Annotated in this window: 19 protein-coding genes and 4 pseudogenes; 18 read left to right on the forward strand and 5 right to left on the reverse strand. The window is 71.0% G+C overall.

Annotation, left to right across the window (positions count from 1 at the left end):
* Positions 1-20: 20 nt before the first annotated feature.
* The gene (gene clpB / locus ACFWR9_RS19255; RefSeq protein WP_383843374.1) at positions 21-2,642 is read left to right on the forward strand and encodes an ATP-dependent chaperone ClpB; all 2,622 of its coding nucleotides are present in this window, start codon (positions 21-23) and stop codon (positions 2,640-2,642) included.
* Between the two features lie 257 nt (positions 2,643-2,899).
* A complete protein-coding gene (locus tag ACFWR9_RS19260) occupies positions 2,900-3,436 on the forward strand; it encodes a YbjN domain-containing protein (RefSeq protein WP_064728987.1) in 537 nt (178 codons plus the stop codon).
* 73 nt (positions 3,437-3,509) lie between these two features.
* On the opposite strand, the pseudogene ACFWR9_RS19265 reads toward ACFWR9_RS19260, so the two are convergent.
* Positions 3,510-3,719, reverse strand: a pseudogene (locus ACFWR9_RS19265) (hypothetical protein); the annotation flags it as partial.
* A 288-nt stretch (positions 3,720-4,007) separates the two neighbouring features.
* Between ACFWR9_RS19265 and ACFWR9_RS19270 the strand changes: the two are divergent.
* The 3 genes from ACFWR9_RS19270 to ACFWR9_RS19280 all read left to right on the forward strand — a co-directional run bounded on the left by ACFWR9_RS19270 (position 4,008) and on the right by ACFWR9_RS19280 (position 6,142).
* Positions 4,008-4,562 carry a Uma2 family endonuclease gene (locus tag ACFWR9_RS19270; RefSeq protein ID WP_383843378.1) on the forward strand — a complete coding sequence of 185 codons (555 nt, stop codon included), beginning with the start codon at positions 4,008-4,010 and terminating at the stop codon, positions 4,560-4,562.
* A gap of 191 nt (positions 4,563-4,753) precedes the next feature.
* Entirely contained in the window at positions 4,754-5,269 is a 516-nt protein-coding gene (locus ACFWR9_RS19275) for a hypothetical protein (RefSeq protein WP_383843381.1), read from the forward strand.
* A 30-nt stretch (positions 5,270-5,299) separates the two neighbouring features.
* On the forward strand, positions 5,300-6,142 hold the full coding sequence (locus ACFWR9_RS19280; RefSeq protein WP_383843384.1) for a hypothetical protein: 843 nt from the start codon (positions 5,300-5,302) through the stop codon (positions 6,140-6,142).
* 120 nt (positions 6,143-6,262) lie between these two features.
* On the opposite strand, the pseudogene ACFWR9_RS19285 reads toward ACFWR9_RS19280, so the two are convergent.
* Both ACFWR9_RS19285 and ACFWR9_RS19290 read right to left on the reverse strand, forming a co-directional pair.
* Positions 6,263-6,628, reverse strand: a pseudogene (locus tag ACFWR9_RS19285) (aminotransferase class I/II-fold pyridoxal phosphate-dependent enzyme); the annotation flags it as partial.
* 236 nt (positions 6,629-6,864) lie between these two features.
* Entirely contained in the window at positions 6,865-8,016 is a 1,152-nt protein-coding gene (locus ACFWR9_RS19290) for an MFS transporter (RefSeq protein WP_383843387.1), read from the reverse strand.
* Positions 8,017-8,250: 234 nt separating this feature from the next.
* Between ACFWR9_RS19290 and ACFWR9_RS19295 the strand changes: the two genes are divergently transcribed.
* Positions 8,251-8,679, forward strand: coding sequence for a GNAT family N-acetyltransferase (locus tag ACFWR9_RS19295; protein ID WP_383843390.1), 429 nt, complete (start codon positions 8,251-8,253; stop codon positions 8,677-8,679).
* 4 nt (positions 8,680-8,683) lie between these two features.
* On the opposite strand, the gene ACFWR9_RS19300 is transcribed toward ACFWR9_RS19295, so the two are convergent.
* Positions 8,684-9,574, reverse strand: coding sequence for a LysR family transcriptional regulator (locus tag ACFWR9_RS19300; protein ID WP_383843393.1), 891 nt, complete (start codon positions 9,572-9,574; stop codon positions 8,684-8,686).
* A 112-nt stretch (positions 9,575-9,686) separates the two neighbouring features.
* On the opposite strand from ACFWR9_RS19300, the gene ACFWR9_RS19305 reads away from it, so the two are divergent.
* From ACFWR9_RS19305 to ACFWR9_RS19315, 3 genes and pseudogenes are all read left to right on the forward strand, one after another.
* Positions 9,687-10,535: an NmrA/HSCARG family protein gene (locus ACFWR9_RS19305; RefSeq protein ID WP_383843396.1), complete on the forward strand. Its 849-nt coding sequence runs from the start codon at positions 9,687-9,689 to the stop codon at positions 10,533-10,535.
* 116 nt (positions 10,536-10,651) lie between these two features.
* On the forward strand, positions 10,652-11,089 hold the full coding sequence (locus tag ACFWR9_RS19310) for an alpha/beta fold hydrolase (protein WP_383843399.1): 438 nt from the start codon (positions 10,652-10,654) through the stop codon (positions 11,087-11,089).
* Positions 11,041-11,805, forward strand: a pseudogene (locus ACFWR9_RS19315) (pseudouridine-5'-phosphate glycosidase); the annotation flags it as partial. The gene ACFWR9_RS19310 and the pseudogene ACFWR9_RS19315, both read left to right, overlap by 49 nt.
* 189 nt (positions 11,806-11,994) lie before the next feature.
* Here the strand turns inward: ACFWR9_RS19315 and ACFWR9_RS19320 are convergent.
* Positions 11,995-13,224, reverse strand: coding sequence for a pyridoxal phosphate-dependent aminotransferase (locus ACFWR9_RS19320; protein WP_383843402.1), 1,230 nt, complete (start codon positions 13,222-13,224; stop codon positions 11,995-11,997).
* Between the two features lie 183 nt (positions 13,225-13,407).
* Here ACFWR9_RS19320 and ACFWR9_RS19325 point away from each other — a divergent pair, with 183 nt between their 5' ends.
* The 9 genes and pseudogenes from ACFWR9_RS19325 (at position 13,408) to fbaA (ending at position 22,228) form a co-directional block, all read left to right on the forward strand.
* Positions 13,408-13,692, forward strand: a complete 285-nt coding sequence (locus ACFWR9_RS19325; protein ID WP_383843405.1) for a hypothetical protein — start codon at positions 13,408-13,410, stop codon at positions 13,690-13,692.
* A gap of 398 nt (positions 13,693-14,090) precedes the next feature.
* Positions 14,091-14,627: a DUF2617 family protein gene (locus ACFWR9_RS19330; RefSeq protein ID WP_383843408.1), complete on the forward strand. Its 537-nt coding sequence runs from the start codon at positions 14,091-14,093 to the stop codon at positions 14,625-14,627.
* A 135-nt stretch (positions 14,628-14,762) separates the two neighbouring features.
* Positions 14,763-16,418, forward strand: a complete 1,656-nt coding sequence (locus ACFWR9_RS19335; protein ID WP_383843411.1) for a polyamine aminopropyltransferase — start codon at positions 14,763-14,765, stop codon at positions 16,416-16,418.
* 300 nt (positions 16,419-16,718) lie between these two features.
* Entirely contained in the window at positions 16,719-17,891 is a 1,173-nt protein-coding gene (locus tag ACFWR9_RS19340; protein ID WP_383843414.1) for a sensor histidine kinase, read from the forward strand.
* A 125-nt stretch (positions 17,892-18,016) separates the two neighbouring features.
* A pseudogene (locus tag ACFWR9_RS19345) lies at positions 18,017-18,726 on the forward strand (response regulator).
* A gap of 52 nt (positions 18,727-18,778) precedes the next feature.
* Positions 18,779-19,633, forward strand: a complete 855-nt coding sequence (locus ACFWR9_RS19350; protein ID WP_383843416.1) for an SRPBCC domain-containing protein — start codon at positions 18,779-18,781, stop codon at positions 19,631-19,633.
* 57 nt (positions 19,634-19,690) lie between these two features.
* A complete protein-coding gene (locus tag ACFWR9_RS19355) occupies positions 19,691-20,479 on the forward strand; it encodes an aldose 1-epimerase (RefSeq protein ID WP_383843419.1) in 789 nt (262 codons plus the stop codon).
* A 10-nt stretch (positions 20,480-20,489) separates the two neighbouring features.
* The gene (gene pyrE / locus ACFWR9_RS19360) at positions 20,490-21,062 is read left to right on the forward strand and encodes an orotate phosphoribosyltransferase (RefSeq protein WP_383843422.1); all 573 of its coding nucleotides are present in this window, start codon (positions 20,490-20,492) and stop codon (positions 21,060-21,062) included.
* Between the two features lie 134 nt (positions 21,063-21,196).
* Positions 21,197-22,228, forward strand: a complete 1,032-nt coding sequence (fbaA, locus tag ACFWR9_RS19365; protein WP_383843425.1) for a class II fructose-bisphosphate aldolase — start codon at positions 21,197-21,199, stop codon at positions 22,226-22,228.
* Positions 22,229-22,360: the final 132 nt, after the last annotated feature.

Genomic DNA, 22,360 nt, shown 5'->3' on the forward strand with positions numbered 1-22,360 from the left:
ACACGGAGGAGAGCCAGAACGTGGACGCCGAGCTGACCAACCGGAGCCGGGACGCGATCAACGCGGCCAGCAACCGGGCCGTGACCGAGGGAAACGCCGACCTCACCCCCGCCCACCTGCTGCTGGCTCTGCTCCAGGGGCAAGACAACGAGAACATCACCGACCTGCTCGCCGCCGTCGAGGCCGACCTGGCCGCCGTACGCTCCGGCGCCGAACGCATCGTCGGCGGGCTGCCCAGCGTGACCGGGTCCACGGTCGCACCGCCGCAACCCAGCCGTGAGATGCTCGCCGTGGTCGCCGACGCCCAGGCACGCGCCAAGGACCTCGGGGACGAGTACCTCTCCACCGAGCACCTGCTCCTCGGCATCGCCGCGAAGGGCGGCGCGACCGGTGAGGTACTGGAGGGGCAGGGTGCCAGTGCGAAGAAGTTGCAGGAGGCCTTCCGCAAGGCGAGGGGTGGGCGCCGCGTGACCACCGCCGACCCCGAGGGCCAGTACAAGGCGCTGGAGAAGTTCGGCACCGACCTCACCGCCGCGGCCCGCGAGGGCAAGCTCGATCCCGTCATCGGGCGCGATCAGGAGATCCGCCGGGTGGTGCAGGTGCTCAGCCGGCGTACCAAGAACAATCCCGTCCTCATCGGCGAGCCCGGTGTCGGCAAGACCGCCGTCGTGGAAGGGCTCGCCCAGCGGATCGTCAAGGGGGACGTGCCCGAGTCGCTCAAGGAGAAGCGGCTGGTGGCGCTCGATCTGGGCGCCATGGTGGCCGGGGCCAAGTACCGGGGTGAGTTCGAGGAGCGGCTGAAGACCGTGCTCGCCGAGATCAAGGACTCCGACGGGCAGATCATCACGTTCATCGATGAGTTGCACACCGTTGTCGGCGCCGGGGCCGGCGGGGATTCCGCCATGGACGCCGGGAACATGCTCAAGCCCATGCTCGCGCGCGGGGAGCTGCGCATGGTGGGTGCGACCACGCTGGACGAGTACCGGGAGCGGATCGAGAAGGATGCCGCTCTGGAGCGCAGGTTCCAGCAGGTGCTCGTCGCCGAGCCGACCGTCGAGGACTCCATCGCGATCCTGCGCGGTCTCAAGGGGCGGTACGAGGCCCACCACAAGGTGCAGATCGCGGACAGCGCCCTGGTGGCCGCCGCGAGCCTCTCCGACCGGTACATCACCTCCCGGTTCCTGCCCGACAAGGCCATCGACCTCGTCGACGAGGCCGCCTCTCGGCTTCGCATGGAGATCGACTCCTCGCCCGTCGAGATCGACGAACTCCAGCGCGCCGTCGACCGGCTGAAGATGGAGGAGCTGGCGATCGGGAAGGAGACCGATGCCGCTTCGCTGGAGCGCCTGGAGCGGCTGCGCCGCGACCTCGCCGACAAGGAGGAGGAGCTGCGCGGCCTCAACGCCCGCTGGGAGAAGGAGAAACAGTCCCTCAACCGGGTCGGCGAGCTGAAGGAGAAGCTCGACGAACTGCGCGGACAGGCGGAACGGGCCCAGCGCGACGGCGACTTCGACACCGCCAGCAAGCTGCTGTACGGCGAGATCCCGACCCTGGAGCGCGACCTGGAGGCGGCATCCGAGGCCGAGGAGGCGTTGACATCTTCCGCCTCCGGCGGGGGCGCCAAGGACACCATGGTCAAGGAGGAGGTCGGCGCCGACGACATCGCCGACGTCGTCGCCTCCTGGACCGGCATCCCGGCCGGGCGGCTGCTGGAGGGCGAGACGCAGAAGCTGCTGCGGATGGAGGACGAGCTGGGCCGGCGGCTCATCGGGCAGGGCGAGGCCGTACAGGCCGTGTCCGACGCCGTGCGGCGGAGCCGGGCCGGGATCTCCGACCCCGACCGGCCGACCGGGTCGTTCCTCTTCCTCGGCCCCACCGGCGTCGGCAAGACCGAGCTGGCCAAGGCGCTCGCCGACTTCCTCTTCGACGACGAGCGGGCCATGGTCCGCATCGACATGAGCGAGTACAGCGAGAAGCACAGCGTCGCCAGGCTCGTGGGCGCGCCGCCCGGATACGTCGGGTACGAGGAGGGCGGACAGCTGACGGAGGCGGTGCGGCGGCGGCCGTACACCGTCGTGCTGCTGGACGAGGTGGAGAAGGCGCATCCCGAGGTCTTCGACATCCTGCTCCAGGTGCTCGACGACGGGCGCCTCACCGACGGACAGGGCCGCACCGTCGACTTCCGCAACACCATCCTCGTCCTCACCTCCAACCTCGGCAGCCAGTACCTGGTCGACCCGACCACCGGCGAGGCGGAGAAGAAGCAGCAGGTGCTGGAGGTGGTCCGGACGTCCTTCAAGCCGGAGTTCCTCAACCGGCTCGACGACCTCGTGGTCTTCTCGGCGCTGAGCCAGGAGGAGCTGGGCCGGATCGCGCGGCTCCAGATCGAGGCCCTGTCCCGGCGCCTCGCCGAGCGCCGGCTCACCCTGGAGGTCACCGACGAGGCCCTGGCCTGGCTGGCGGAGGAGGGCAACGACCCGGCGTACGGCGCCCGCCCGCTGCGCCGCCTCGTCCAGACCGCGATCGGCGACCGGCTGGCCCGGGAGATCCTGTCCGGCGAGATCAAGGACGGCGACGCCGTCCGCGTGGACCGGTTCGGCGACGACCTGATCGTGGGACCGGCGAGCGGCAAGACGTTGTAGTGCGCAAGGTCCTCTCCCATCGCGGTCCTGGAGCAGGTATTCCAGGACCGTCCTCTCCCTTCAGGGAGGGGAGGTTTTAAAGAACTGCGGCGAACCAAGGGGATGGGGCCGGGGTTCTGGTACTCACGCTGATCCGACCGCGCGGCCGACTCTCGGCCAGGCAGGTTGCCGGGCACGGCCCAGGCGAGAGAGGGTGGTCTGTACGTCTGGTCTCAGCTATGGCCGGACGAGCCAGACGACCGCAGGAGTGTCCCAGAATGTCTATCGATCCGTCTTCGATTCCGAACTTCGGGGGCAAGCAGCCCGAGCCGCAGCCCCAAGGACCGGCGGGCCCCGTCGTCCCGGATCAGGATCTTGTGAAGCAGCTCCTCGAACAGATGGAGCTGAAGTACGTCGTCGACGACGAAGGCGACCTCGCGGCGCCGTGGGAGCAGTTCCGTACGTACTTCATGTTCCGCGGTGAGGGTGACCAGCAGGTCTTCTCGGTGCGGACGTTCTACGACCGGCCCCACCAGATCGACGAGAAGCCGCAGCTCCTTGAGTCGGTCGACGACTGGAACCGGCGCACCCTGTGGCCCAAGGTGTACTCCCACACCCACGACGACGGCACGGTCCGCCTGATCGGCGAGGCGCAGATGCTGATCGGCATGGGCGTCAGCCTGGAGCACTTCGTCTCCTCGACGGTCAGCTGGGTGCGGGCCGCCATCGAGTTCGACCGGTGGCTCGTGGAGCAGCTCGGCCTGGAGCAGGAGGTCAACGAGGCGGAGAAGCCGACCGACGAGGACGGCGAATAGTCCGCCCCACGTGAGGCGAGCCCGGTCCCCGGCACGGCGGGGGGCCGGGCCCTTTCACGTCCCGCCGGGGTGTTCACCCAGCCAGGTCCTTCAGCCGCCCCACCGCCTCCTCCAGCACCGTGGTCCGCCTGCAGAACGCGAACCGGACGTAGGGCGCGCCCGCCTCCCGGTGGTCGTAGAAGACCGCCGCGCTCTGGAACGGGCCGGAGGCCACGTACGTCAGGTACTGCTTGGCCGAGCGGACCGCCGTGACCAGGGCCGGCGCCGCGGTGACCCAGCCGACTCCTCGTTCGTACACCTATTCGCACATTTGTTCGTGTGTCGAGGGTGCCGTATGCGTGTGTGGCGCGGCAAGCCCTGAGGGGATGTCCAGCGAGACCGGTGAGCCGCTGCGGCTCGTGTCCCGTGACGTACGTCCCAGGGCATCCGTGCTTCCCTCGCGCTCTCCCGCTGGACGACGAAGCCGGGGCGGCCTCAGAACCTGTCCGGACCGGGCTCGCAGCCGTATCGCCAAGCTCGGTGCCACGGCATTGTCCGGCCTATCATGTCCACACACGGGAAGGAGCCGTCCATGAGTGTCGACGCGATCGTGCACACCGAGTTCCCCAAGGGGTACACGATCCTGTTCGGGGCCGACGGAAAAGTGATCATGACTCCGCAGAGCTTCGAGCACTCCAGCACGATCAAGTCGATGCAGTACGACACGGTCGTGTCCCTCGGGCGCCATGCGAAGACCGCCTCCGACGTCTACATCGACTTCCCCGCCGACGAGAACTCCGCCCCCGATCTGGCGATCCTTCGCGAGGACGCCCGCCGGGAGGGCAAGCGCTACAGCTTCGAGGACGTCCTGCTGATCTCCGAGGTCGTCTCGACCTCCTCCGCGCGCAAGGACTACGACGACTGCACCGCGAAGTACGGGCGCTACGGAATTCCGATCTACCTGGTGGTGGACCCCTACGCCCAGGAGGTCGTCCTTCACACCGAGCCGACCGGCACCGGTTACATCGCGGCGCACACCCACAAGTACGGCACGGGCAAGCTCCCGATCCCCCTGGCCGACGGCCGCACCTTCACGCTCGACCTCGACGAACTCCCCCGTCCGGAGCCTGAGGCAAACGCCCACTGACCAGCGCGCTCCTCACACTTCCGAGGGCCGCCGTGGACTGCCGGGGAGGACGCGTGCATGGGCCGCACCTGACGGGCTCGGGCTCTCCCGTCCTCCGGCGGCGGGGCCGTTCAGCCTTGGCCGAGTAGCCGGCGGCGATCCGGCGGTAACGTGGCCGGGCAGGGCCGCTGCGGACAGATGGGACGGATTTCATGCGGATGCGCTTCGAACTCGACGCCGAGGACGAGTTCGAGGCGGCGTGCGCGCTGCTGGTCGGCCGCGTGGTCCGGTGGGCTCGGGAGCACGGGCTGCCGGTGGACGGGTTCACGGCCGAGACGATGCTGGACTACCGGCACCGGGCGACTGCCGACGGCCGGCTGGGGCTGTGGGAGCCGGGCCATGTGGAGGAACTCCTGCTCTCCTGGCTTCCCCAGCAGGTCACCGAGGTTCCCGGGGAGGAACGTGGCGACGCCCCGGGCACGCTGCGCACGTTGCTGCGCTATCTGGACGCCGCGCGGTTGGCGGACCCACGCGGCCCTTCGCTCCAGGACTCTCTTGCCGCGGTCGACAAGGTCGCGGAACAGTATCCGGCGATGATGGCGGACCGCAGTCGCTGGGGCCTGGCGAAGTTCTGGGCGATCACGGCCGCCGAGCAGGGCGTGGACATCCTGGACGGGGCGGCGTTGCAGCGATTCACGGAGCGGGCGCGGCTGGGGGAGGTCGCCTAATGACCGGACGCGCGTTGTCCGGTTCGGCCCGTGCCGAGCCGCAGCTATGTCGACCTCGCGGATGATGGACCCGAGTTGCCCGCGGACATGCCGCCGGAGCTCGCGGAGCTGCTGGGCGGCGCGGGGGTGGCGACGGACCCGGCGGCGCGGGAGCGCGCCGATGCCCGGCGCGAGGAGCTGACCGCCGGGCCGGTCGAGCTCATCCGGCTCACCGAACTCGGCGCCCGGGCCGTACGGCGGCGGCTGCTGGCGGTCGGCAGAGACGCGCCGCTGGTCGGTGAACTGGCCCAGGCACCGGCGGCCGGCCTGCTGGGTCTGCTGGCCGAGGCATACCCCCCGGATGCCGCTCGGGCGGAGCTGGCCGGCTGGATCACGGCCCGTGGTGAGCGGGAGGCCGCGCACCGGCAACTGGCCGACGCCGTAAGGGCCATGGCTTTCCGGACGCGTGCGCAGGCGATGCTCGGCGTACTGCTGGTGGCGCTGCCGGACGGTGAGGGCGAGCGCCTGCTGCGCATGCTGCGCAGCGACACCCAGCTGGCGCCGCTGGCGCTGAACGCGCTGGCGCAGCGTGAGGTGCTGTCTCCAGCCGATATGACCGATGTCGAGCATCTGCTGGTGCTCGCCGAGAACCTGCTCCAGCTCGTGGAGCTGGAGGGTGGCCGGGACGGCGCCGAGGAGGCGCTGCGCGCCCAGGGGCCCCAGGCCAGGGACGCGATCGCCGCCGCGTTGGACTCCACGCACCCCGACCGGGCCGGACTCGAAGAACTCGGGCAGCTGGCGACCCGTGCGCTGCGCGCTCCAGGCGCCCGTCTCGGCCGCGTCCACAAGCGAGGGCGCGCTGCAGGCAGAAGCGGCCGCAAGCGGCGCCGCTGACCAGCGGCTATATCGTCCGGTGCCGCGTGCGCCGGGTGGGACCGGTACCGGCACGGAGCCGAGTCACCGTTCTTGCCGACGAGGACGCGTGCTTCGAACGAGTGCAAAGACCGCGTGAGTTCAGGACACGAGGCGTCGAAGACGGCTGGAGGCCTCGGCGAGGACGTCGTCCTTCTTGCAGAAGGCGAAGCGGACCTGGCTGCGGCCGGCGTCGGGGTCGTCGTAGAAGACGGAGTTGGGGACGGCGACGACGCCGCAGCGTTCGGGGAGGGCGCGGCAGAAGGCGTAGGCGTCCTTCTCGCCGAAGGGGGTGATGTCGGTGGTGATGAAGTACGTGCCCTGGGGCTGGTAGACCTCGAATCCGGCCGCGCGCAGTCCGTCGCCGAGCAGGTCGCGCTTGCGTCGCAGGTCGGCGCGGAAGCCGTCGAAGTACGCGTCCGGCAGGCGGAGGGCCTCGGCGGTTGCGTACTGGAAGGGACCGGCTGATGCGGCAGCCGCGCGATCTGGAGGAGCTGCTAGCGGTGGAAGGTGACGACCCCGGGCCCTGGTGGTCGGTGGCGAGCTTCGCCGCGAGGTCGGCGCCTCGTCCCGCTGCTTGACCAGCTGTTCTTCGAGTCCCGTCCAGCTCCGCGCGCCGCGCGGCGATCCATTCCATCGTCTCGGGGTCCACCACGAATCCGGATTGGAGGAGCCAGAAGTTCAGCGCTTGAAAAGGGGGGAGATCAGGCGGCGTGCGTGGCCGTCCGGCGCCGGGTGGACACGGCGATCAGCAGGCCGCAACCGGCCAGCACCAGGCCCATCACGCAGACCCCGGTCCACTTACCGGCTGACCACGCCACCGGCACGAGCGTTCCGCCGATGGCGCCACCGGCGAAGAACAGGGTCATGAACACCGCGTTGATCCGGCTGCGCGCTTCCGGACGCAGGTCGTAGCAGGCGTTCTGCGTCGCGTTTAGCGCCGACATCTGCCCCATGTTGATGAGGATCATTCCGGCGATGAGCCAGGCGATCTGTCCGTGCTGCGCCGGGATCATGACCGCCCAGGCCAGGACGGAAAACAGCAGACCGCCCGCCAGGACGGCTTTGCCGTACCCGCGGTCCACGAACTTGCCCGCGCGCGGCATCCACAGCGGGCCCACTGCGCCGACGAGCCCGATCAACCCGATGATCGCGGAGCTGTAGCCGTAGGGCTTCTCATCCAGGAGCAGCGTGATCGTGCTCAGGTGTGTGATGTAGGAGGCCATGGAAAGGGCGGCGATCAGGATCGGACGCCGCAGGCCGGGAAGCTCCACGAGAAGGGAGGCGGTGGACTTCATCAGCTTGCCGAAGGTCGCGCCTTCCTCCCTGTGGGAGGCGCTGTCGGGCAGAACGCGCAGGATCGTGGCGGCCAGGACCAGCAGCAGCACGGCGGTGATCCAGTACACCGAGCGCCATCCGGCGGCGTCGGCGACCACCCCGGCGAAGGCCCGTCCGAGGATGCCGCCGGCGATGACCCCTGCCATCACGATGCCAATGTTGCGGGCCCGGTTGTCGTCAGTGCTCAGCTCGGCGGCGAACGGGACGAGCACCTGTGCGCCGACAGAGGTCACAGCGACTAGGCCGGTGGCCGCGAGCAGCACACCGCCGTTGGGGGAGCCGCCGCCGATGGCCAGTAGTACGGCGGTGGCGGTCAGCAGACCGGCGGACAAGGTGCGCCGGGAGTACCAGTCGCCGAGCGGGACCAGCAGGCACAGGCCGAGCGCGTAGCCGATCTGCGATATCGCGACGGTCAGGGTGGCGGTGGAAGTGGCCATGCCCAGCTCAGAGCGAAGCAGGCCAAGGAGAGGCTGGGCGAAATAGTTTCCGGCTGCGGACAGGCCCGAGGCGACGGCCATGACGAGCAGCACACGCGAGGTGAGCGCTCTGCCGGATACGGGCACGGCAGTAGGGGAGGGGACGGTTTCAGTCATGGACTCATCATCGACACGCGTCCAGCCATGAGTCCAACTCATTCTAGTCATCCATGCAATCGGTAAACGAGATCGATATGAGGAGCAGCACCTGACCCGGACCACGCCGACAGGGCCGCTACCCTGGCCCAAAGATCATCAACCAGAAGGGGGTCCGCCATGGACGCCTACTCCTGGCGCCACGACCTCACGGGCGTGGACCTCGAAGAACTCTCCCACCTCTTCCGCATCGCCCCCCTGGGCAACAAGCCCCCTCAGCGCCTTCAGACCGTTTTCGGCAACAGCATGTTCACCTGCTTCATCTACGACGGCACCACCCTCATCGGAGCGGGCCGCGCCCTGGCCGACGGAGCCGACTGCGCCTACATCGGCGACGTCGCCGTCCACCCCGATCACCAGGGCAACGGGCTCGGCTCCGAAATAATCCGCCGCCTGGCCGCACTCGCCGAAGGCCACAAGAAGATCATCCTCTACGCGGCCCCCGGCACCGAGGACTTCTACCTGCGCCTGGGCTTCCGCCACCTGAACACCGGCATGGGCCTGTGGAGCGACCCCGAGCGCGCGGTCGCCGTCGGCATCCTGCGCTGAGCCCTCACGGCTCAGAGCCCAGCCGGTGCGGGATGCCCAGCAGTGACAGGAAGGCACTCGCGGCGGGCGTGCACCCAGTACTGCGCCAGATCACATGCTCAGTCCGTGTCGGGGCGCCGTTGACCTCGATCGCGGTGACGCCGGTCAGATAGGGCACATAGCTGGGCGGCATCATCGCGACGCCCAGCCCCTCCGCGACCAGGCGGGCCATAAACTCGGCCGTCGTCACCTCGAACGCGATGTCCCGCACGATCCCGGCCGCGGTGAACGCCTGGTCGGACTGGACGCGACCCGCCGTGCCCGCCGGCAGCTCGATGAACGTCTCACCGGCGAGCTGCGCGAGATCGACGGCGCTCTCACCGGCCAGCGGGTGAGAAGGGGGCACCACCGCCACGAGACGGTTCTCGGCCAGTTTCTGCGAGCTGACACCTTTCGGGCTGAACGTCGTCGGCGTTCCTAGAAAGGCCACCTCCAACGAGCCCTCACGCACCTGTTCCACCAGGTCGTCACTGGCGCCCACCCGCAGCCCGATCCGCACCTGCGGGTGGCGGTGACGGAAATCACGCAGGGCCGCGGGGATGTCGACGGCCGCCACGGTGGGGATCAGGCCGACCGCCAGGCGCCCGCGCACCTCCCCGATGGCCGCCGCCACATGGGCACTCGCGCGCTCCGCCGCCTCCAGGCACTCGCGGGCCGCAGGAAGGAACGCGCGGCCCGCCGGAGTGAGCCGTACCTGCTTGCTGGTGCGCTCGAAAAGCCTCGTACCCAGCTCTTTTTCCAGGCGGGCCATCTGATGGCTGAGGGCCGACTGCACCACCATGCAACGCTCCGCGGCCCGGGTGAAGTTGAGGGTTTCGGCGACCGCCACGACATATCGCATCTGCTGAAGATCCATCCAAGCATCATCAAACGAGATCGATGGAATGACAAATACGCATTGGACTCATGGCTGGCCGCTACGTGATGCTCATGGGGTTGCCCATTCAATTCGAAAGAAAGTTCGAACCTTGGATAAGAAGACTGTCCTCGTCACCGGTGCAACCGGCGGACAGGGAGGCGCAGTTGCCCGCGCCCTACTCAGCAGCGGATGGGCCGTACGCGCTCTGGTACGCACCCCCGACACCCAGCAGGCGCAGGATCTCAAGGCCCTCGGTGCGGAGCTCGCAACCGGCGACCTCAACGACGCACACCAGGTCACGAAGGCGGCCCAGGGCGCCTACGGCATCTTCAGCGTCCAGGGCGCCGACCTGGTCAACCCCCAGCCCAAGACCGAGATCACCCAGGGCAGAAACGTCGCCGACGCCGCCAAGGCCGCCGGCGTCCACCACCTCGTCTACAGCTCCGTCGCAGCCGTCGGCAAGGGCTCGGGAGTCACCCACTTCGACACCAAGGCCGAGATCGAGGACTACATCACCTCTCTCAGCCTCCCGGCCACCGTGCTGCGCCCGGTGTTCTTCATGGAGAACTGGGCCTACATGCTGCCCAAGCCCGCCCACGGCACCCGCACCGGCCCCTTCGCCCTGGACGCCGACACCACCCTCCAGATGATCGCCCTATCGGACATCGGGCGCATCGCGGCGGACGTCTTCGCCAACCCCGGCGAGTTCACCGGCAAGACCATTGAGATCGCCGGTGACGAACTAAGCGTCGCGAAGATCGCCGAAGTATTCACGGTCTCCGACGACATCCCCACCTTCTTCACCCGGCTGCCCAGCGCCAAGCTGCGCGCCGACTCCCAGGAGCTGGGCAACATGTTCGACTGGCTCAACGCCACCGGCTACCAAGCGAACATCAAGGCCCTGCGCGAGCGCCACCCCGGCCTGCTCACCCTCCAAGCCTGGCTCGCCGCCAAGTAACGCCCCACCACCCACCAGCCTCACCCCGTACCGGACAGGATCACCATGCCCAAGCTCGCCGTAGGAACCTCCACCGTCCACTACACGGTCACTGGCAACGGCCCGGCCCGGCCCTCATGCTCGTCCACGGCGTCGGCAAGGGCGGCCAGAGCTGCTACGGCCACCTCGTGGAGGAGTTCGCCAAGCGCAACACCGTCATCCTCCCCGACCTCACCGGCAGCGAGGCCGCCGAAGACGACGGCAGCGCCCTGACCATCGAGCAGCAGGCCGCAGAGGTCGCCGCGGTCATCGACCATGCCGCGCTCGGCGCCGTCGACCTCGTCGGCTTCTCCCTCGGCGGCGCCGTCGTCGCCGCCACCGCTGCCCTCTACCCGGAGAAGGTCCGCCGCCTCATCCCCATGGGCGGCCTGGTCAAGGCCGACCAGTACATGAAGAACCTCATCGGCCTCACCCTCAGTCAGAAGCACGACGCCATCGCCTTCGGCCGGGTGCTGACCACCACCGCGTTCAGCCCACCATCGGCATCGACGCCGGACGCCTCATCATCGGCATGAGCGACACCGACATCGAACGCTTCGCCACCGCCGGCACCATCCCCAAAGTCTCCAGCCGCGACCTGGCCATCGTCCTCACCCAGGGCGGCATGGGCGCCACCACAGTCGCCTCCTCCCTCGTCGCCGCCGAACTCGCAGGCATCCCCTTCTTCTCCTCCGCCGGACTCGGCGGAGTCCACCGCGGCGCCGAAACCACCATGGACGTCTCCTCCGACCTTATCCAGCTCACCCGCTCCAAAGTCGCCGTCGTCTGCGCCGGCGCCAAATCCATCCTCGATCTCAAGCTGACCATGGAATACCTGGAAACCCAATGCGTTCCCCTGATCTCCTACCGCTCAGATGACTTCCCGGCCTTCTACTGCGCCTCCAGCGGCATCCGCAGCCCTCACCGCCTGGACGACGAGGACGCCATCGCCCACGTCATCGACACCCACTGGGCCACCGGCAGCAACAGCAGCATCCTGATCACCACGCCGCCCCGTGACGAAGACGCCATCGACCACGATGTAGCCGAACAGGCCATCACCGCAGCCCTTGCCGACGCCGAACGCGACGGCATCAGCGGCAACGCCATCACCAAGTACCTGATGCGCGCCGTCGACAAGGTCACCAACGGCCGCACCGGCGAAGCCAACATGGCCGTCCTCGCCAGCACCGCCGAAGTCGGCGGCCGACTCGCTGCCGCCCACGCCCACTACCGCCGCACACGGCAGTAGACCCGGGTCTGTACGGTCAACGGCTCTGGCCCACATCCGGTGGTGACGTGCGGTAATTCTCATGTGCAGTTATTCGCCCAGGTCGTGGTGGAAGCCAGTGTGCCGGATCCTGAGTGTGCCGCAGGCGGGAACGGCGACCCGGTGGGGCGTCCGAGCACGTCGACCAGGCATCTTTGCCATGACCCTCCGTCACCACCGGATGCGACCCAGAGCCGTTCCCTGTACAGACCCTCGCAGCCGGCTGGAGGCCTCGGCGAGGACGTCGTCCTTCTTGCAGAAGGCGAAGCGGACCTGGCTGCGGCCGGCGTCGGGGTCGTCGTAGAAGACGGAGTTGGGGACGGCGACGACGCCGCAGCGTTCGGGGAGGGCGCGGCAGAAGGCGTAGGCGTCCTTCTCGCCGAAGGGGGTGATGTCAGTGGTGATGAAGTACGTGCCCTGGGGCTGGTAGACCTCGAATCCGGCCGCGCGCAGTCCGTCGCCGAGCAGGTCGCGCTTGCGTCGCAGGTCGGCGCGGAAGCCGTCGAAGTACGCGTCCGGCAGGCGGAGGGCCTCGGCGATCGCGTACTGGAAGGGGCCCGAGCTGACGTAGGTCAGGTACTGCTTGGCGGTCCGGACCGCTGAGACGAGCGGGCCGTTCGCCGTGACCCAGCCGACCTTCCAGCCGGTGAAGGAGAAGGTCTTGCCGGCCGACCCGATGGTCACCGTGCGCTCGCGCATCCCCGGGAAGGTCGCCAGCGGGATGTGCTCGGCCGCGTCGAAGACCAGGTGCTCGTACACCTCGTCGGTCACCACCAGCAGGTCCCGCTCCACGGCCAGCTCGGCGATCGCGGCCAGTTCGGCGCGGTTCAGGACCGTGCCCGTCGGGTTGTGCGGGGTGTTCAGCAGCAGCAGCCGGGTGCGGTCGGTGACCGCGTCGCGCAGCTCGTCGAGGTCCAGGCGGAAGGCGGAGCCCTCGTCCGTGGCGTGCGGGCGCAGGGTCACCGGCACGCGCGTGCCGCCCGCCATCGCGATGCAGGCCGCGTACGAGTCGTAGTACGGCTCCAGCGCGATCACCTCGTCGCCGGGCTCAAGGAGCGCCAGCAGGGAGGCCGCGATGGCCTCCGTGGCCCCGGCCGTGACCAGGACCTCGGTGTCCGGGTCGAAGGACAGGCCGTAGCGCCGCTGCTGGTGGGCGGCGACGGCGGCACGCAGTTCGGGGACGCCGGGGCCCGGCGGGTACTGGTTGCCGTGCCCGTCGCGCAGTGCCCGTACGGCGGCCTCCCGGACCTCCTCGGGGCCGTCGGTGTCCGGGAAGCCCTGGCCCAGGTTGATCGCGCCGGTCCGCACGGCCAGGGCGGACATCTCGGCGAAGATCGTCGTTCCGAACTCCGCCAGCCGGCGGTTCAGAAGGGGGCGGGTGCTGGAGCTCATGGAGGTCATGGCCGTCATCCTGCGCCGAAGCTCTGGACTTCCTCAACTCTGCTTTGGGCCGTGGCGGCGAGGGGCATCTCCCGTTCACGCAACGAGCTTCACGACAGATTCCGACAGAACGAGGCATCCGACGGGGGACTGCTTCGGGGGACCTTCCGGGCCTGCGCCCGGGAATGGAAGGAGGGTGAAGTCATGGTCACAGTCATCATCCTGATCGTGGTCGCAGCCCTGGTGATCAGGGGAATCGTGGTCGGCCGGGGGGCCGGCCGCACCGTCCGGTCGCGGCGCGGCAGGCGTTCGTGGTGGACGGGCGACAGCGGCGGTAACGGCGGCAGCTGGTGGGCCGGTGACAGCGGCGGTGGCTCGTCCTCCGGCGGGCACCACGGAAGCCACTCCTGCGGTGGCGGCTCGTCCTGCGGAGGCGGGTCGTCCTGCGGGGGAGGAGGGGGCGGCGGCGGATGCGGTGGAGGCAGCTGACACGGGGCAGCTGAGCTCCAGCCAGGGGGAACCGCATCCCCGCCACGGGGCCCACACCTGGGACCGGGCCCCGGGCCCCGCCAAGAGCGCCCGTCGGGCAGTACGCCCGGCGGGCGCTCCCGCACACCGGCGCACTCTGTTCGGGCGGGGTGCGCGCCCTGGTTGAACAATTGAGCAGTGGAGTCCCCTGAGGGATGGAAACGCCACGAAGTTGGGTAAAAACGCTGTGGCGGCGCCAAAGTTCATGATTCCCTCTCCTTCACCAACGCAGCTCCTCGGACGACCTGTTGACCCCCCTCCTGACCGGCCGACTGGGCTGAGTGGGCCGCACCCCCGGCAGTGGCCGGGAAGCGCAGGCCCCCCACCTTCCTCTCCTTGTGTGCTTGCGGAGCCGATCCATGCTCACGACCCTGAACACCGCCTACACCGACACGCGCGCCGCAGACCTGGCCTGGGCCCTGGGGCGCGAGCCGCTGCCCGCGCTCGCCTGTCTCGATATCGAACTCACGGACGCAAAACTGCAGTTGAGGCTGCTCGGCGCCTCCCATCAAGTGCTGCTTGAGGAGGAGCGGGGCAGCTGCTCGGAGACGGTGGCGTGCATCCCCGGCAGCAGCACCCCGCTGCCGCTCGGCGTCGCCAAACGGGTGGGCGACTGGGAGTACGAGTTCGCCGCCCGGGTGGAGGTGCTGACACCGGGCTCCTTCGCCGGCCGCGCCCAGGAGCTGCTGGCCCTCGTCTCCGACCACCCGCACGGTCTGGCCGGCGTCTTCCCGGGCAGCCCGCACGCCTTCACCGCGCTGCTGGCCCAGCGGCGCGAGGGACAGGTGCACTGGCGCACCTGGCACGCCTACCCGCAGGACGGGCAGCTGGTGGCGACCCGGACCCGCGTGGGCGTCCGGGTACCGACGTCGCAGCTCAGGCCGTCCGCGGTGTGAGCCGGGGGACGCCGGCGGGAGGGGGAGCGGCCCGTCGCCGGGCCCGGGCCGGATAAACCTGTGAGGCCGAACGCGACGTTGGTTTCACACGTGTGGGTGACGAAGCGCAGTGGGGGAGTGACGTAACGTCACTCCGTGATCGATCCGCACGCGCCCGCCCCGCCCGGCTCTCCGCCGTCCTGGGGCGGCCCCCGCGGTCCGCAGGCGCCCGCGCGGCTGCCCGTCCGGCCCGCCCTCGCGCGGTTCCTGGTCCTGGCGGGCGTGTTCGTCTGCGCGGCCTGCGGGCTGGTGTACGAACTCGAACTGGTCGCCCTCGCCTCGTACCTGATCGGCGACTCGGTCACCCAGGCGTCCGTCGTCCTGTCCGTCATGGTCTTCGCCATGGGCCTCGGCTCGCTCGCCGCCAAACGGCTGCGCCGGCTGGCCGCCGCCGGCTTCGGCGCGGTCGAGGCCGTCCTCGCCCTCGTCGGCGGCTCCAGCGCCATGATCCTTTACGCGGTCTTCGCCTGGACCGGCGGCTGGGGCGGTCTGTGGGCCGACGGCCCGCGCTTCCTGCTGGTCGCCTTCTCGCTCGCCATCGGTGTGCTGATCGGCGCCGAGGTGCCGCTGCTGATGGAGCTGATCCAGCGCGTGCGCAGGCAGGACGCGGGCGGCGCCGTCGCCGACTTGTTCGCCGCGGACTACGTCGGCGCGCTCGTCGGCGGCCTCGCCTTCCCCTTCGTACTGCTCCCCTTCCTCGGCCAGCTGACCGGCGCGCTGCTCACCGGCACCGTCAACGTGGTCGTCGGCGCCGCCCTGGTCCTCGGTCTGTTCCGGCGCGACCTGACGCGCCGGGCCCGCTGGCTGCTGCTGACCGCCAACGTCCTCGTGCTCGCCCTCCTCGCCACGGCCACCGTCCTCGCCGACGACTTCGAACGCGCGGCCCGGCAGGCCGTGTACGGCCAGGACGTCCGGGTGGCCGTGCGGACCGGCGTGCAGGAAGTGGTTCTCACCGGCGACACCGACGGCCGGTCCCTCGGCCTGTTCCTGGACGGGCGGCTGCGGGTCAGCGGCAGCGACGAACGGCGCTACCACGAGGCCCTGGTGCACCCCGCGATGAGCGGCGCGCACGCGCGCGTGCTGATCCTCGGCGGCGGTGACGGCCTCGCCGCGCGGGAGGTACTGCGGCGACCCGGCGTACAGCGCGTCGACGTCGTCGAACTCGACCCGGGGCTCGCCCGGCTGGCCCGGCACGACCCCGCCCTGTCCACCCTGAACGAGCACGCCTACGGCGACCCCCGCGTCCACGTCACCACCGAGGACGCCTTCCGGCGGCTGATGTCGACGCCCTCCGCGACGTACGACGTGGTGATCTCGGACCTGCCCGACCCGGGGATCACCGCCGGCACCAAGCTGTACTCGCAGGAGTTCTACGGCCTGCTGCGGCGGGTGCTCGCCCCCCACGGGCGGCTGGTGGTGCACGCGGGCCCGGCCGCCGCCGGCCCCCGGACCTTCTGGACGGTGGACGCGACGCTCCGCGCGGCCGGACTGCCGACCGTCGCCTACCGCGTCGCCGCCCGGGACGCCGGCCTCGCCCCCGGCCCCGACCGCACGGCCGCAGGACCCCGCGCCCCCCGCGACTGGGGCTTCCTCCTGGCCGCCCGCACGCCCCCCGCACTGCGCCTGGGTACGGCGCCGGACCCCCGCCCGCGCACCCTCACGCCCCGGTCGCTCACCCGGGACGCCCGCGCCGCGTCCCACACCCGGATCCCGGGGCTGCCACCGTCGACACTCGTGCATCCGCGGTACTGAGCCCGCCGGGGTGCGGAGCCGGGCCGGGGCGACCCGGACACGACCCCGTGCGGAGCCGGGCCGGGCGACCCGGGTACGACCCCGTGCGGCGGCCCGGCCTCCTCCCCCGGGTACGGACGGACCGCCACACCCCCCGTGGATCGCCCGCACCGAGAACCTAAGGCCGCCCCGCCCCTCGCGGAATCCGGCCGTGGGTGGAGACGGGACCCAACCCAGCGCGGTAGCCGGCCGGTTCCTGCAACTTCCGCGGTACCGCGAAAGGAGGACGCCGACGCCGGGCGGCGGACCTACGCTGCGGCAATGCGCCTGCATCCGCTGGCCGCCGACGGCCTGATCGCCGCGGCGCTGACGACCGTTGCCGTCCTGCTCGGCACCGAGGCCGTCGCCCAGGGGTGGCCCGCGCTCGATCCGCCCGCCTGGTCGCTCGTCGCCCTGCTGACCCTCCCGCTCGCCCTGCGCACCCGGGCCCCCGTCACCGTCTGCCTCACCGTCCACGCCTGCTGGGCGCTCTACGTCACCCTCGGCTACTGGCCCGTCGTCGGCTCCTTCGGCCCCATGCTCGCCCTCTACACCGTCGCCTCCCTGCGCCCCACCCGCACCGCCGCCGCCTGCGCCGCCCTGCTCGCGGGCGTCTGGATCTACGCCGGAGTGGTCGGCGGCGCCGAGGCGATGGCGTCGGTGGTGGGGCAGGCCGTCGGGTTCCCGCTGGTGCTCTGGCGGTTCGGGTACGTCGCCCGCCGGACCGCCGAACTCACCCGGCAGCTCCGTGCCGAACAGGCCGACCGGGCCCGGCGCGAGGTGGCCGAGGAGCGCGTGCGGATCGCCCGGGAGCTGCACGACGTGGTCGCCCACCACATCGCCGTCATCAACGTCCAGACCGGTCTTGCCCGCTTCGTCTTCCACTCCGACGCCCGCACCGCACGCGCCGCCCTCGACACCGTGGAGGGCGCGAGCGGCGAGGCTCTGGCCGAACTGCGCCGCATGCTCGGCCTGTTGCGCGCCGAAGGCGTCCAGGGCGCGGACGGCGCCCCCGCGCCGGGCCTCGACCAGCTGGACGAGATGGTCACCCGGGTACGCGCCGGCGGCGTGCGCGTGGAACTGCGCGTCACGGGTGCGCCGCGCCCGCTGCCGTCCGGCATGCAGCTGTGCGTCTACCGGGTCGTGCAGGAGGCGCTCACCAACGTGCTCAAGCACGCCCCCGGAGCGGACGCCACCGTCGAACTCGCCTACCGCGCGGGCGAGGTCACGGTGTCGGTCACCGACGACGGACGCGGCGACGGGCCCCGGCAGGGGGTGGATTCGGACACAATCGCCGAGCGCGGCGGCCACGGCTTGATCGGGATGCGGGAGCGGGCCAAGCTCTACGGCGGGACGATCGTCGTCGGCCCGCGCGGCGAGGGAGGATTCGGCGTGCTCCTGACCCTGCCGACGCCGGTACGGACCGCACGCCGGGGAGACACCGTCAGGGAATGACCGACCCAGAGCACCCGACGGACGGGCCGATGGACGAACCGACGGACGGGCCGACGAACGGGCCGACGGACGGACCGATGGACGGGCCGACGGACGGGCCGACGAACGGGCCGACGGACGGACCGATGGACGGGCCGGGGAGCCGTCCGGTGCGGCTGCTCGTCGTCGACGACCAGTTCCTCGTCCGCAGCGGCCTCGCCGCCCTGCTGCGCGCCGCCCCCGGCATGGAGGTCGTCGGCGAGGCGGCCGACGGCGCCGAGGCGGTGGCGCTGGCCGCGCGCACCCGGCCGGACGTCGTCCTGATGGACATCCGCATGCCCGGCATGACCGGCATCCAGGCCACCGAGCGGATCCTCGCCGAGGCGGCGGACCCCGCGTCCTCGTCCTGACCACCTTCGACCTCGACGAGTACGTGTATGGCGCCCTGCGCGCCGGCGCCTCCGGCTTCCTGCTCAAGGACGCGGGACCCGAACGGCTGCTGGCCGCGGTCGCCGCGGTGCACGGCGGCGACGCCCTGTTCGCCCCCGCGGTCACTCGGCGTCTGGTCGAGGCGTTCACGCGGATGTCGGACCCGGCCCGCACGGACCCGCCGGACGCCGCTCCGCCGCCCGGACTGACGACGCTGACCTCGCGCGAGGCGGAGGTCCTGGGACTGGTGGGCCGCGGACTGAGCAACGCCGAGGCCGCCGACCGCCTGTTCATCAGCGAGGCCACGGTCAAGACCCACCTCAACCGCACGATGTCCAAGCTGCGCCTGAGCAGCAGGGCCCAGGCGGTCGTGGTGGCCTACGAGACGGGTCTGGTGACGCCGGGGAGCGCGGGGGACGCCGGGTGACTTTGTGCCGACGGGGGGTGCTCCGGGCGCCCGCTGGGTAGGGTGCCGTGACATGGAGCATGAGGTGTTCGTTCCGGTTCCGGCGGAGCGGCTCAGGGATGTGCTGGCCGACCCCGTCCGGGTCGCCCGGGCGGTTCCGGGGCTCCAGCAGGACGCCGGTGCCGAGCCCGTCGCGGGCCGGCTGAAGGTGCGTATCGGCAGCCACTCCATCACCTACCGGGGTTCGCTGCACCTGTCCGCGCGCCCGGACGGCACGTACGCCGTCGAGGGCGACGCCACCGAGTCGCGCGGCACCGGCGCGGTCACGCTCGCGCTGACCCTCTCCGTCCGGGACGCCGAGGGTGGCGCCACGCTCGTCTTCGCCGGGACGGCCACCGCGGACGGGCGGGTCACGGAGTTGCCCAAGGAGTCGGTGACGTCGGCCACGACCCGCCTGCTGACCCGGTTCGCGGAGAACCTGGGCACGGCGGCGGCGGAGAAACAGGCGCCCGCCTCCGTCTTCGACACGGAGGTCCCGCCGCCCTCCCTCGACACGGAGGACGCGGACGACGCGGACCGCACGGACGGGGCGGACCGCACGGACCGCACGGACCGCACGGACCGCACGGACCGCGCGGCCGAGGACCGGCCGGACGCCCCGCAGCCCCCCGCCGCACCACAGGCCGCCCCCGAGACCCCCGCCCCCGACGTGGTCGAACCCCCCGCCGAGGCCGCGCACGCGCGCCGCACGATGATCGGCCGCAGCGCCGAGGAGGTGGACCACGCTCCGCCGCGCGGCCGGTACGCCCCCGTCCCCGCACCCCAGGGGGGCGTCGCCGGCGCCCCCCTGCGCTGGGCCGCCCCCGCCGCGGCCGTGGTCGTGGCCGGGGCGATCGTCGTGGGCCGCGCGCTGCGCAAGCGTCGCTGAACCGCACCCGGACCCCGCGTGCCCCGGCGCCCTTGATCGCCCCAGTAGGGTCGTGGCGTGAGTAACGAACCCATCACGCTGACCGCGGGTGACGCGGAGGCGACCGTGCTGCCGGGCAACGGCGGCCGGATCGGCGGACTCCGCGTCGGCGGCACGGAACTGCTCCGCCAGGGCGAGCGCTACGGCTGCTTCCCGATGGTCCCCTGGTGCGGCCGCATCCGCGAGGGCCGCTTCCGGGACGGCGCCGTCGTGCACCGGATGCCGCTCAACTCCCCGCCGCACGCCATCCACGGCACCGCCCGCGACGCCGCCTGGCGCACCGCGCGTGTCACCGCGGGCGAGGCGGTCATCACGTACGACCTGGCCGACCCCTGGCCCTACACCGGCCGCGTCACCCAGGTGATCGCCCTCACCGAGGAGGCGCTGACGCTGACGATGGCCGTGGAGACGTACGACTCGTCCTTCCCCGCGCAGGTCGGCTGGCACCCGTGGTTCAACCGCACCCTCGACGGCGCGGACGTCGCCATCGGCTTCGACCCCGCCTGGCAGGAGGAGCGCGGCGACGACCACCTGCCGACCGGCAACCGTCTCGACCCGAAGCCGGGCCCCTGGGACGACTGCTTCGGTATGCCGGAGGGCGTCGACGTCACCCTGACCTGGCCGGAGCGGCTGGAACTGAAGGTGACCAGCCGCGAGCAGTGGGTCGTGGTGTACGACGAGCAGGAGGCCGCCGTCTGCGTGGAGCCGCAGACCGGGCCGCCCAACGGCCTGAACACTCTCCCTCGCCTGGTCACACCCCTGGAGCCGCTGGAGGCCACGACGACCTGGTCCTGGCGCCGCCTCTAAGCTGGCGTACATGACGGACGTCAACGAAGTAATGCCGCAAGGCACACGTGCGGCGCTGCTGCAGCAGATCAAGGACAAGGCCGTGGTGCACGGCAAGGTGACCCTCTCCTCGGGTCTTGAGGCCGACTACTACGTCGACCTGCGTCGCATCACCCTGGACGGCGAGGCCGCGCCGCTGGTCGGGCAGGTGCTGCTGGAGCTGACCGACGACCTGGAGTTCGACGCGGTGGGCGGGCTGACCATGGGCGCCGACCCGGTCGCCGCGAGCATGCTGCACGCCGCCGCCGCGCGGGGCCGCAGGCTGGACGCGTTCGTGGTCCGCAAGGCGGCCAAGGCGCACGGGCTGCAGCGCCGGGTGGAGGGCCCGGACATCGCGGGCCGCCGCGTCCTGGTCGTCGAGGACACCTCCACCACCGGCGGCTCCCCGCTCACCGCCGTCGAGGCCGTGCGCGAGGCCGGTGCCGAGGTCGTCGCCGTCGCCACCATCGTCGACCGCGCGACGGGCGCCGCCGAGAAGATCCAGGACGGCGCGGGGGTGCCGTACCTGTACGCGTACGACAAGGACGAGCTGGACCTGGACTGAGGCCCACTCCCAGGCCCACTCGGGTATTCCCGGTTCGTCTGGAAGGATGGGGCCGACGATGACGTCGCCCCCCAGTCCTAGGTCAGGGCCATAAGCAGCAGCCGAGCCCACCCGCACATACAAGGAGCGGACAGATGCCCATCGCAACTCCCGAGGTCTACAACGAGATGCTGGACCGGGCGAAGGCAGGAAAGTTCGCCTACCCGGCCATCAACGTGACCTCTTCCCAGACGCTGCACGCGGCCCTGCGCGGTTTCGCGGAGGCGGAGAGCGACGGCATCGTCCAGATCTCCACCGGCGGTGCCGAGTTCCTGGGCGGCCAGCACAGCAAGGACATGGTGACCGGCGCCGTGGCCCTCGCCGAGTTCGCGCACATCGTCGCCGAGAAGTACGACGTCACCGTCGCCCTGCACACGGACCACTGTCCCAAGGACAAGCTCGACGGGTACGTCCGTCCGCTGCTGGCGGTCTCCGAGGAGCGCGTCAAGGCCGGCCGCAACCCGCTGTTCCAGTCCCACATGTGGGACGGCTCGGCCGAGACGCTGGCCGACAACCTCTCCCTCGCCCAGGAGCTGCTCGACCGCGCCCGCGCGGCCAAGATCATCCTTGAGGTCGAGATCACCCCGACCGGTGGCGAGGAGGACGGCGTCTCCCACGAGATCAACGACTCCCTCTACACGACGGTCGACGACGCCGTCCGCACCGTGGAGGCCCTCGGCCTGGGCGAGCAGGGCCGCTACCTGCTCGCCGCGTCCTTCGGCAACGTCCACGGCGTGTACAAGCCGGGCAACGTCGTGCTCCGCCCCGATCTGCTCAAGGAGCTGAACGAGGGCATCGCCGCGAAGTACGGCCGGCCGGCCGGCAGCAAGCCGTTCGACTTCGTCTTCCACGGCGGCTCCGGCTCCTCCGCCGAGGAGATCGCGACCGCGCTGGAGAACGGCGTGGTCAAGATGAACATCGACACGGACACCCAGTACGCCTTCACGCGTCCGGTCGCCGACCACATGTTCCGCAACTACGACGGCGTCCTGAAGGTCGACGGCGAGGTCGGCAACAAGAAGACCTACGACCCGCGCACCTGGGGCAAGCTGGCCGAGGCCGGCATGGCCGCGCGCGTCGTCGAGGCCTGCGGTCACCTGCGGTCCGCCGGTACGAAGATCAAGTAGTTCCCAGCGGTCACCCGGCCGCGAGATGTGCAGCGGGGGGGGGGGGCCGCCCGCCCCCGCCCGGGGGAGGGCAGGGGGGTGGCACACACACGGGGCGCGGGCCCCCCCCCCCCACAGGAGGGAGAGAGAGGG

Source organism: Streptomyces sp. NPDC058534 (assembly GCF_042717365.1).
GTDB lineage: Bacteria > Actinomycetota > Actinomycetes > Streptomycetales > Streptomycetaceae > Streptomyces.

Bases quoted from the DNA above. Each gene is read 5' to 3' on its own strand.
- ACFWR9_RS19340 (WP_383843414.1), top strand. From the start codon at position 16,719: ATGCGCCTGCATCCGCTGGCCGCCGACGGCCTGATCGCCGCGGCGCTG.
- ACFWR9_RS19290 (WP_383843387.1), bottom strand. From the start codon at position 8,016: ATGGCCGTCGCCTCGGGCCTGTCCGCAGCCGGAAACTATTTCGCCCAG.
- ACFWR9_RS19260 (WP_064728987.1), top strand. From the start codon at position 2,900: ATGTCTATCGATCCGTCTTCGATTCCGAACTTCGGGGGCAAGCAGCCC.
- ACFWR9_RS19320 (WP_383843402.1), bottom strand. From the start codon at position 13,224: ATGACCTCCATGAGCTCCAGCACCCGCCCCCTTCTGAACCGCCGGCTG.
- ACFWR9_RS19275 (WP_383843381.1), top strand. From the start codon at position 4,754: ATGCGGATGCGCTTCGAACTCGACGCCGAGGACGAGTTCGAGGCGGCG.
- ACFWR9_RS19330 (WP_383843408.1), top strand. From the start codon at position 14,091: ATGCTCACGACCCTGAACACCGCCTACACCGACACGCGCGCCGCAGAC.
- ACFWR9_RS19350 (WP_383843416.1), top strand. From the start codon at position 18,779: ATGGAGCATGAGGTGTTCGTTCCGGTTCCGGCGGAGCGGCTCAGGGAT.
- pyrE (WP_383843422.1), top strand. From the start codon at position 20,490: ATGACGGACGTCAACGAAGTAATGCCGCAAGGCACACGTGCGGCGCTG.
- ACFWR9_RS19295 (WP_383843390.1), top strand. From the start codon at position 8,251: ATGGACGCCTACTCCTGGCGCCACGACCTCACGGGCGTGGACCTCGAA.
- ACFWR9_RS19270 (WP_383843378.1), top strand. From the start codon at position 4,008: ATGAGTGTCGACGCGATCGTGCACACCGAGTTCCCCAAGGGGTACACG.
- ACFWR9_RS19325 (WP_383843405.1), top strand. From the start codon at position 13,408: ATGGTCACAGTCATCATCCTGATCGTGGTCGCAGCCCTGGTGATCAGG.
- fbaA (WP_383843425.1), top strand. From the start codon at position 21,197: ATGCCCATCGCAACTCCCGAGGTCTACAACGAGATGCTGGACCGGGCG.
- ACFWR9_RS19310 (WP_383843399.1), top strand. From the start codon at position 10,652: ATGCTCGTCCACGGCGTCGGCAAGGGCGGCCAGAGCTGCTACGGCCAC.
- ACFWR9_RS19300 (WP_383843393.1), bottom strand. From the start codon at position 9,574: ATGGATCTTCAGCAGATGCGATATGTCGTGGCGGTCGCCGAAACCCTC.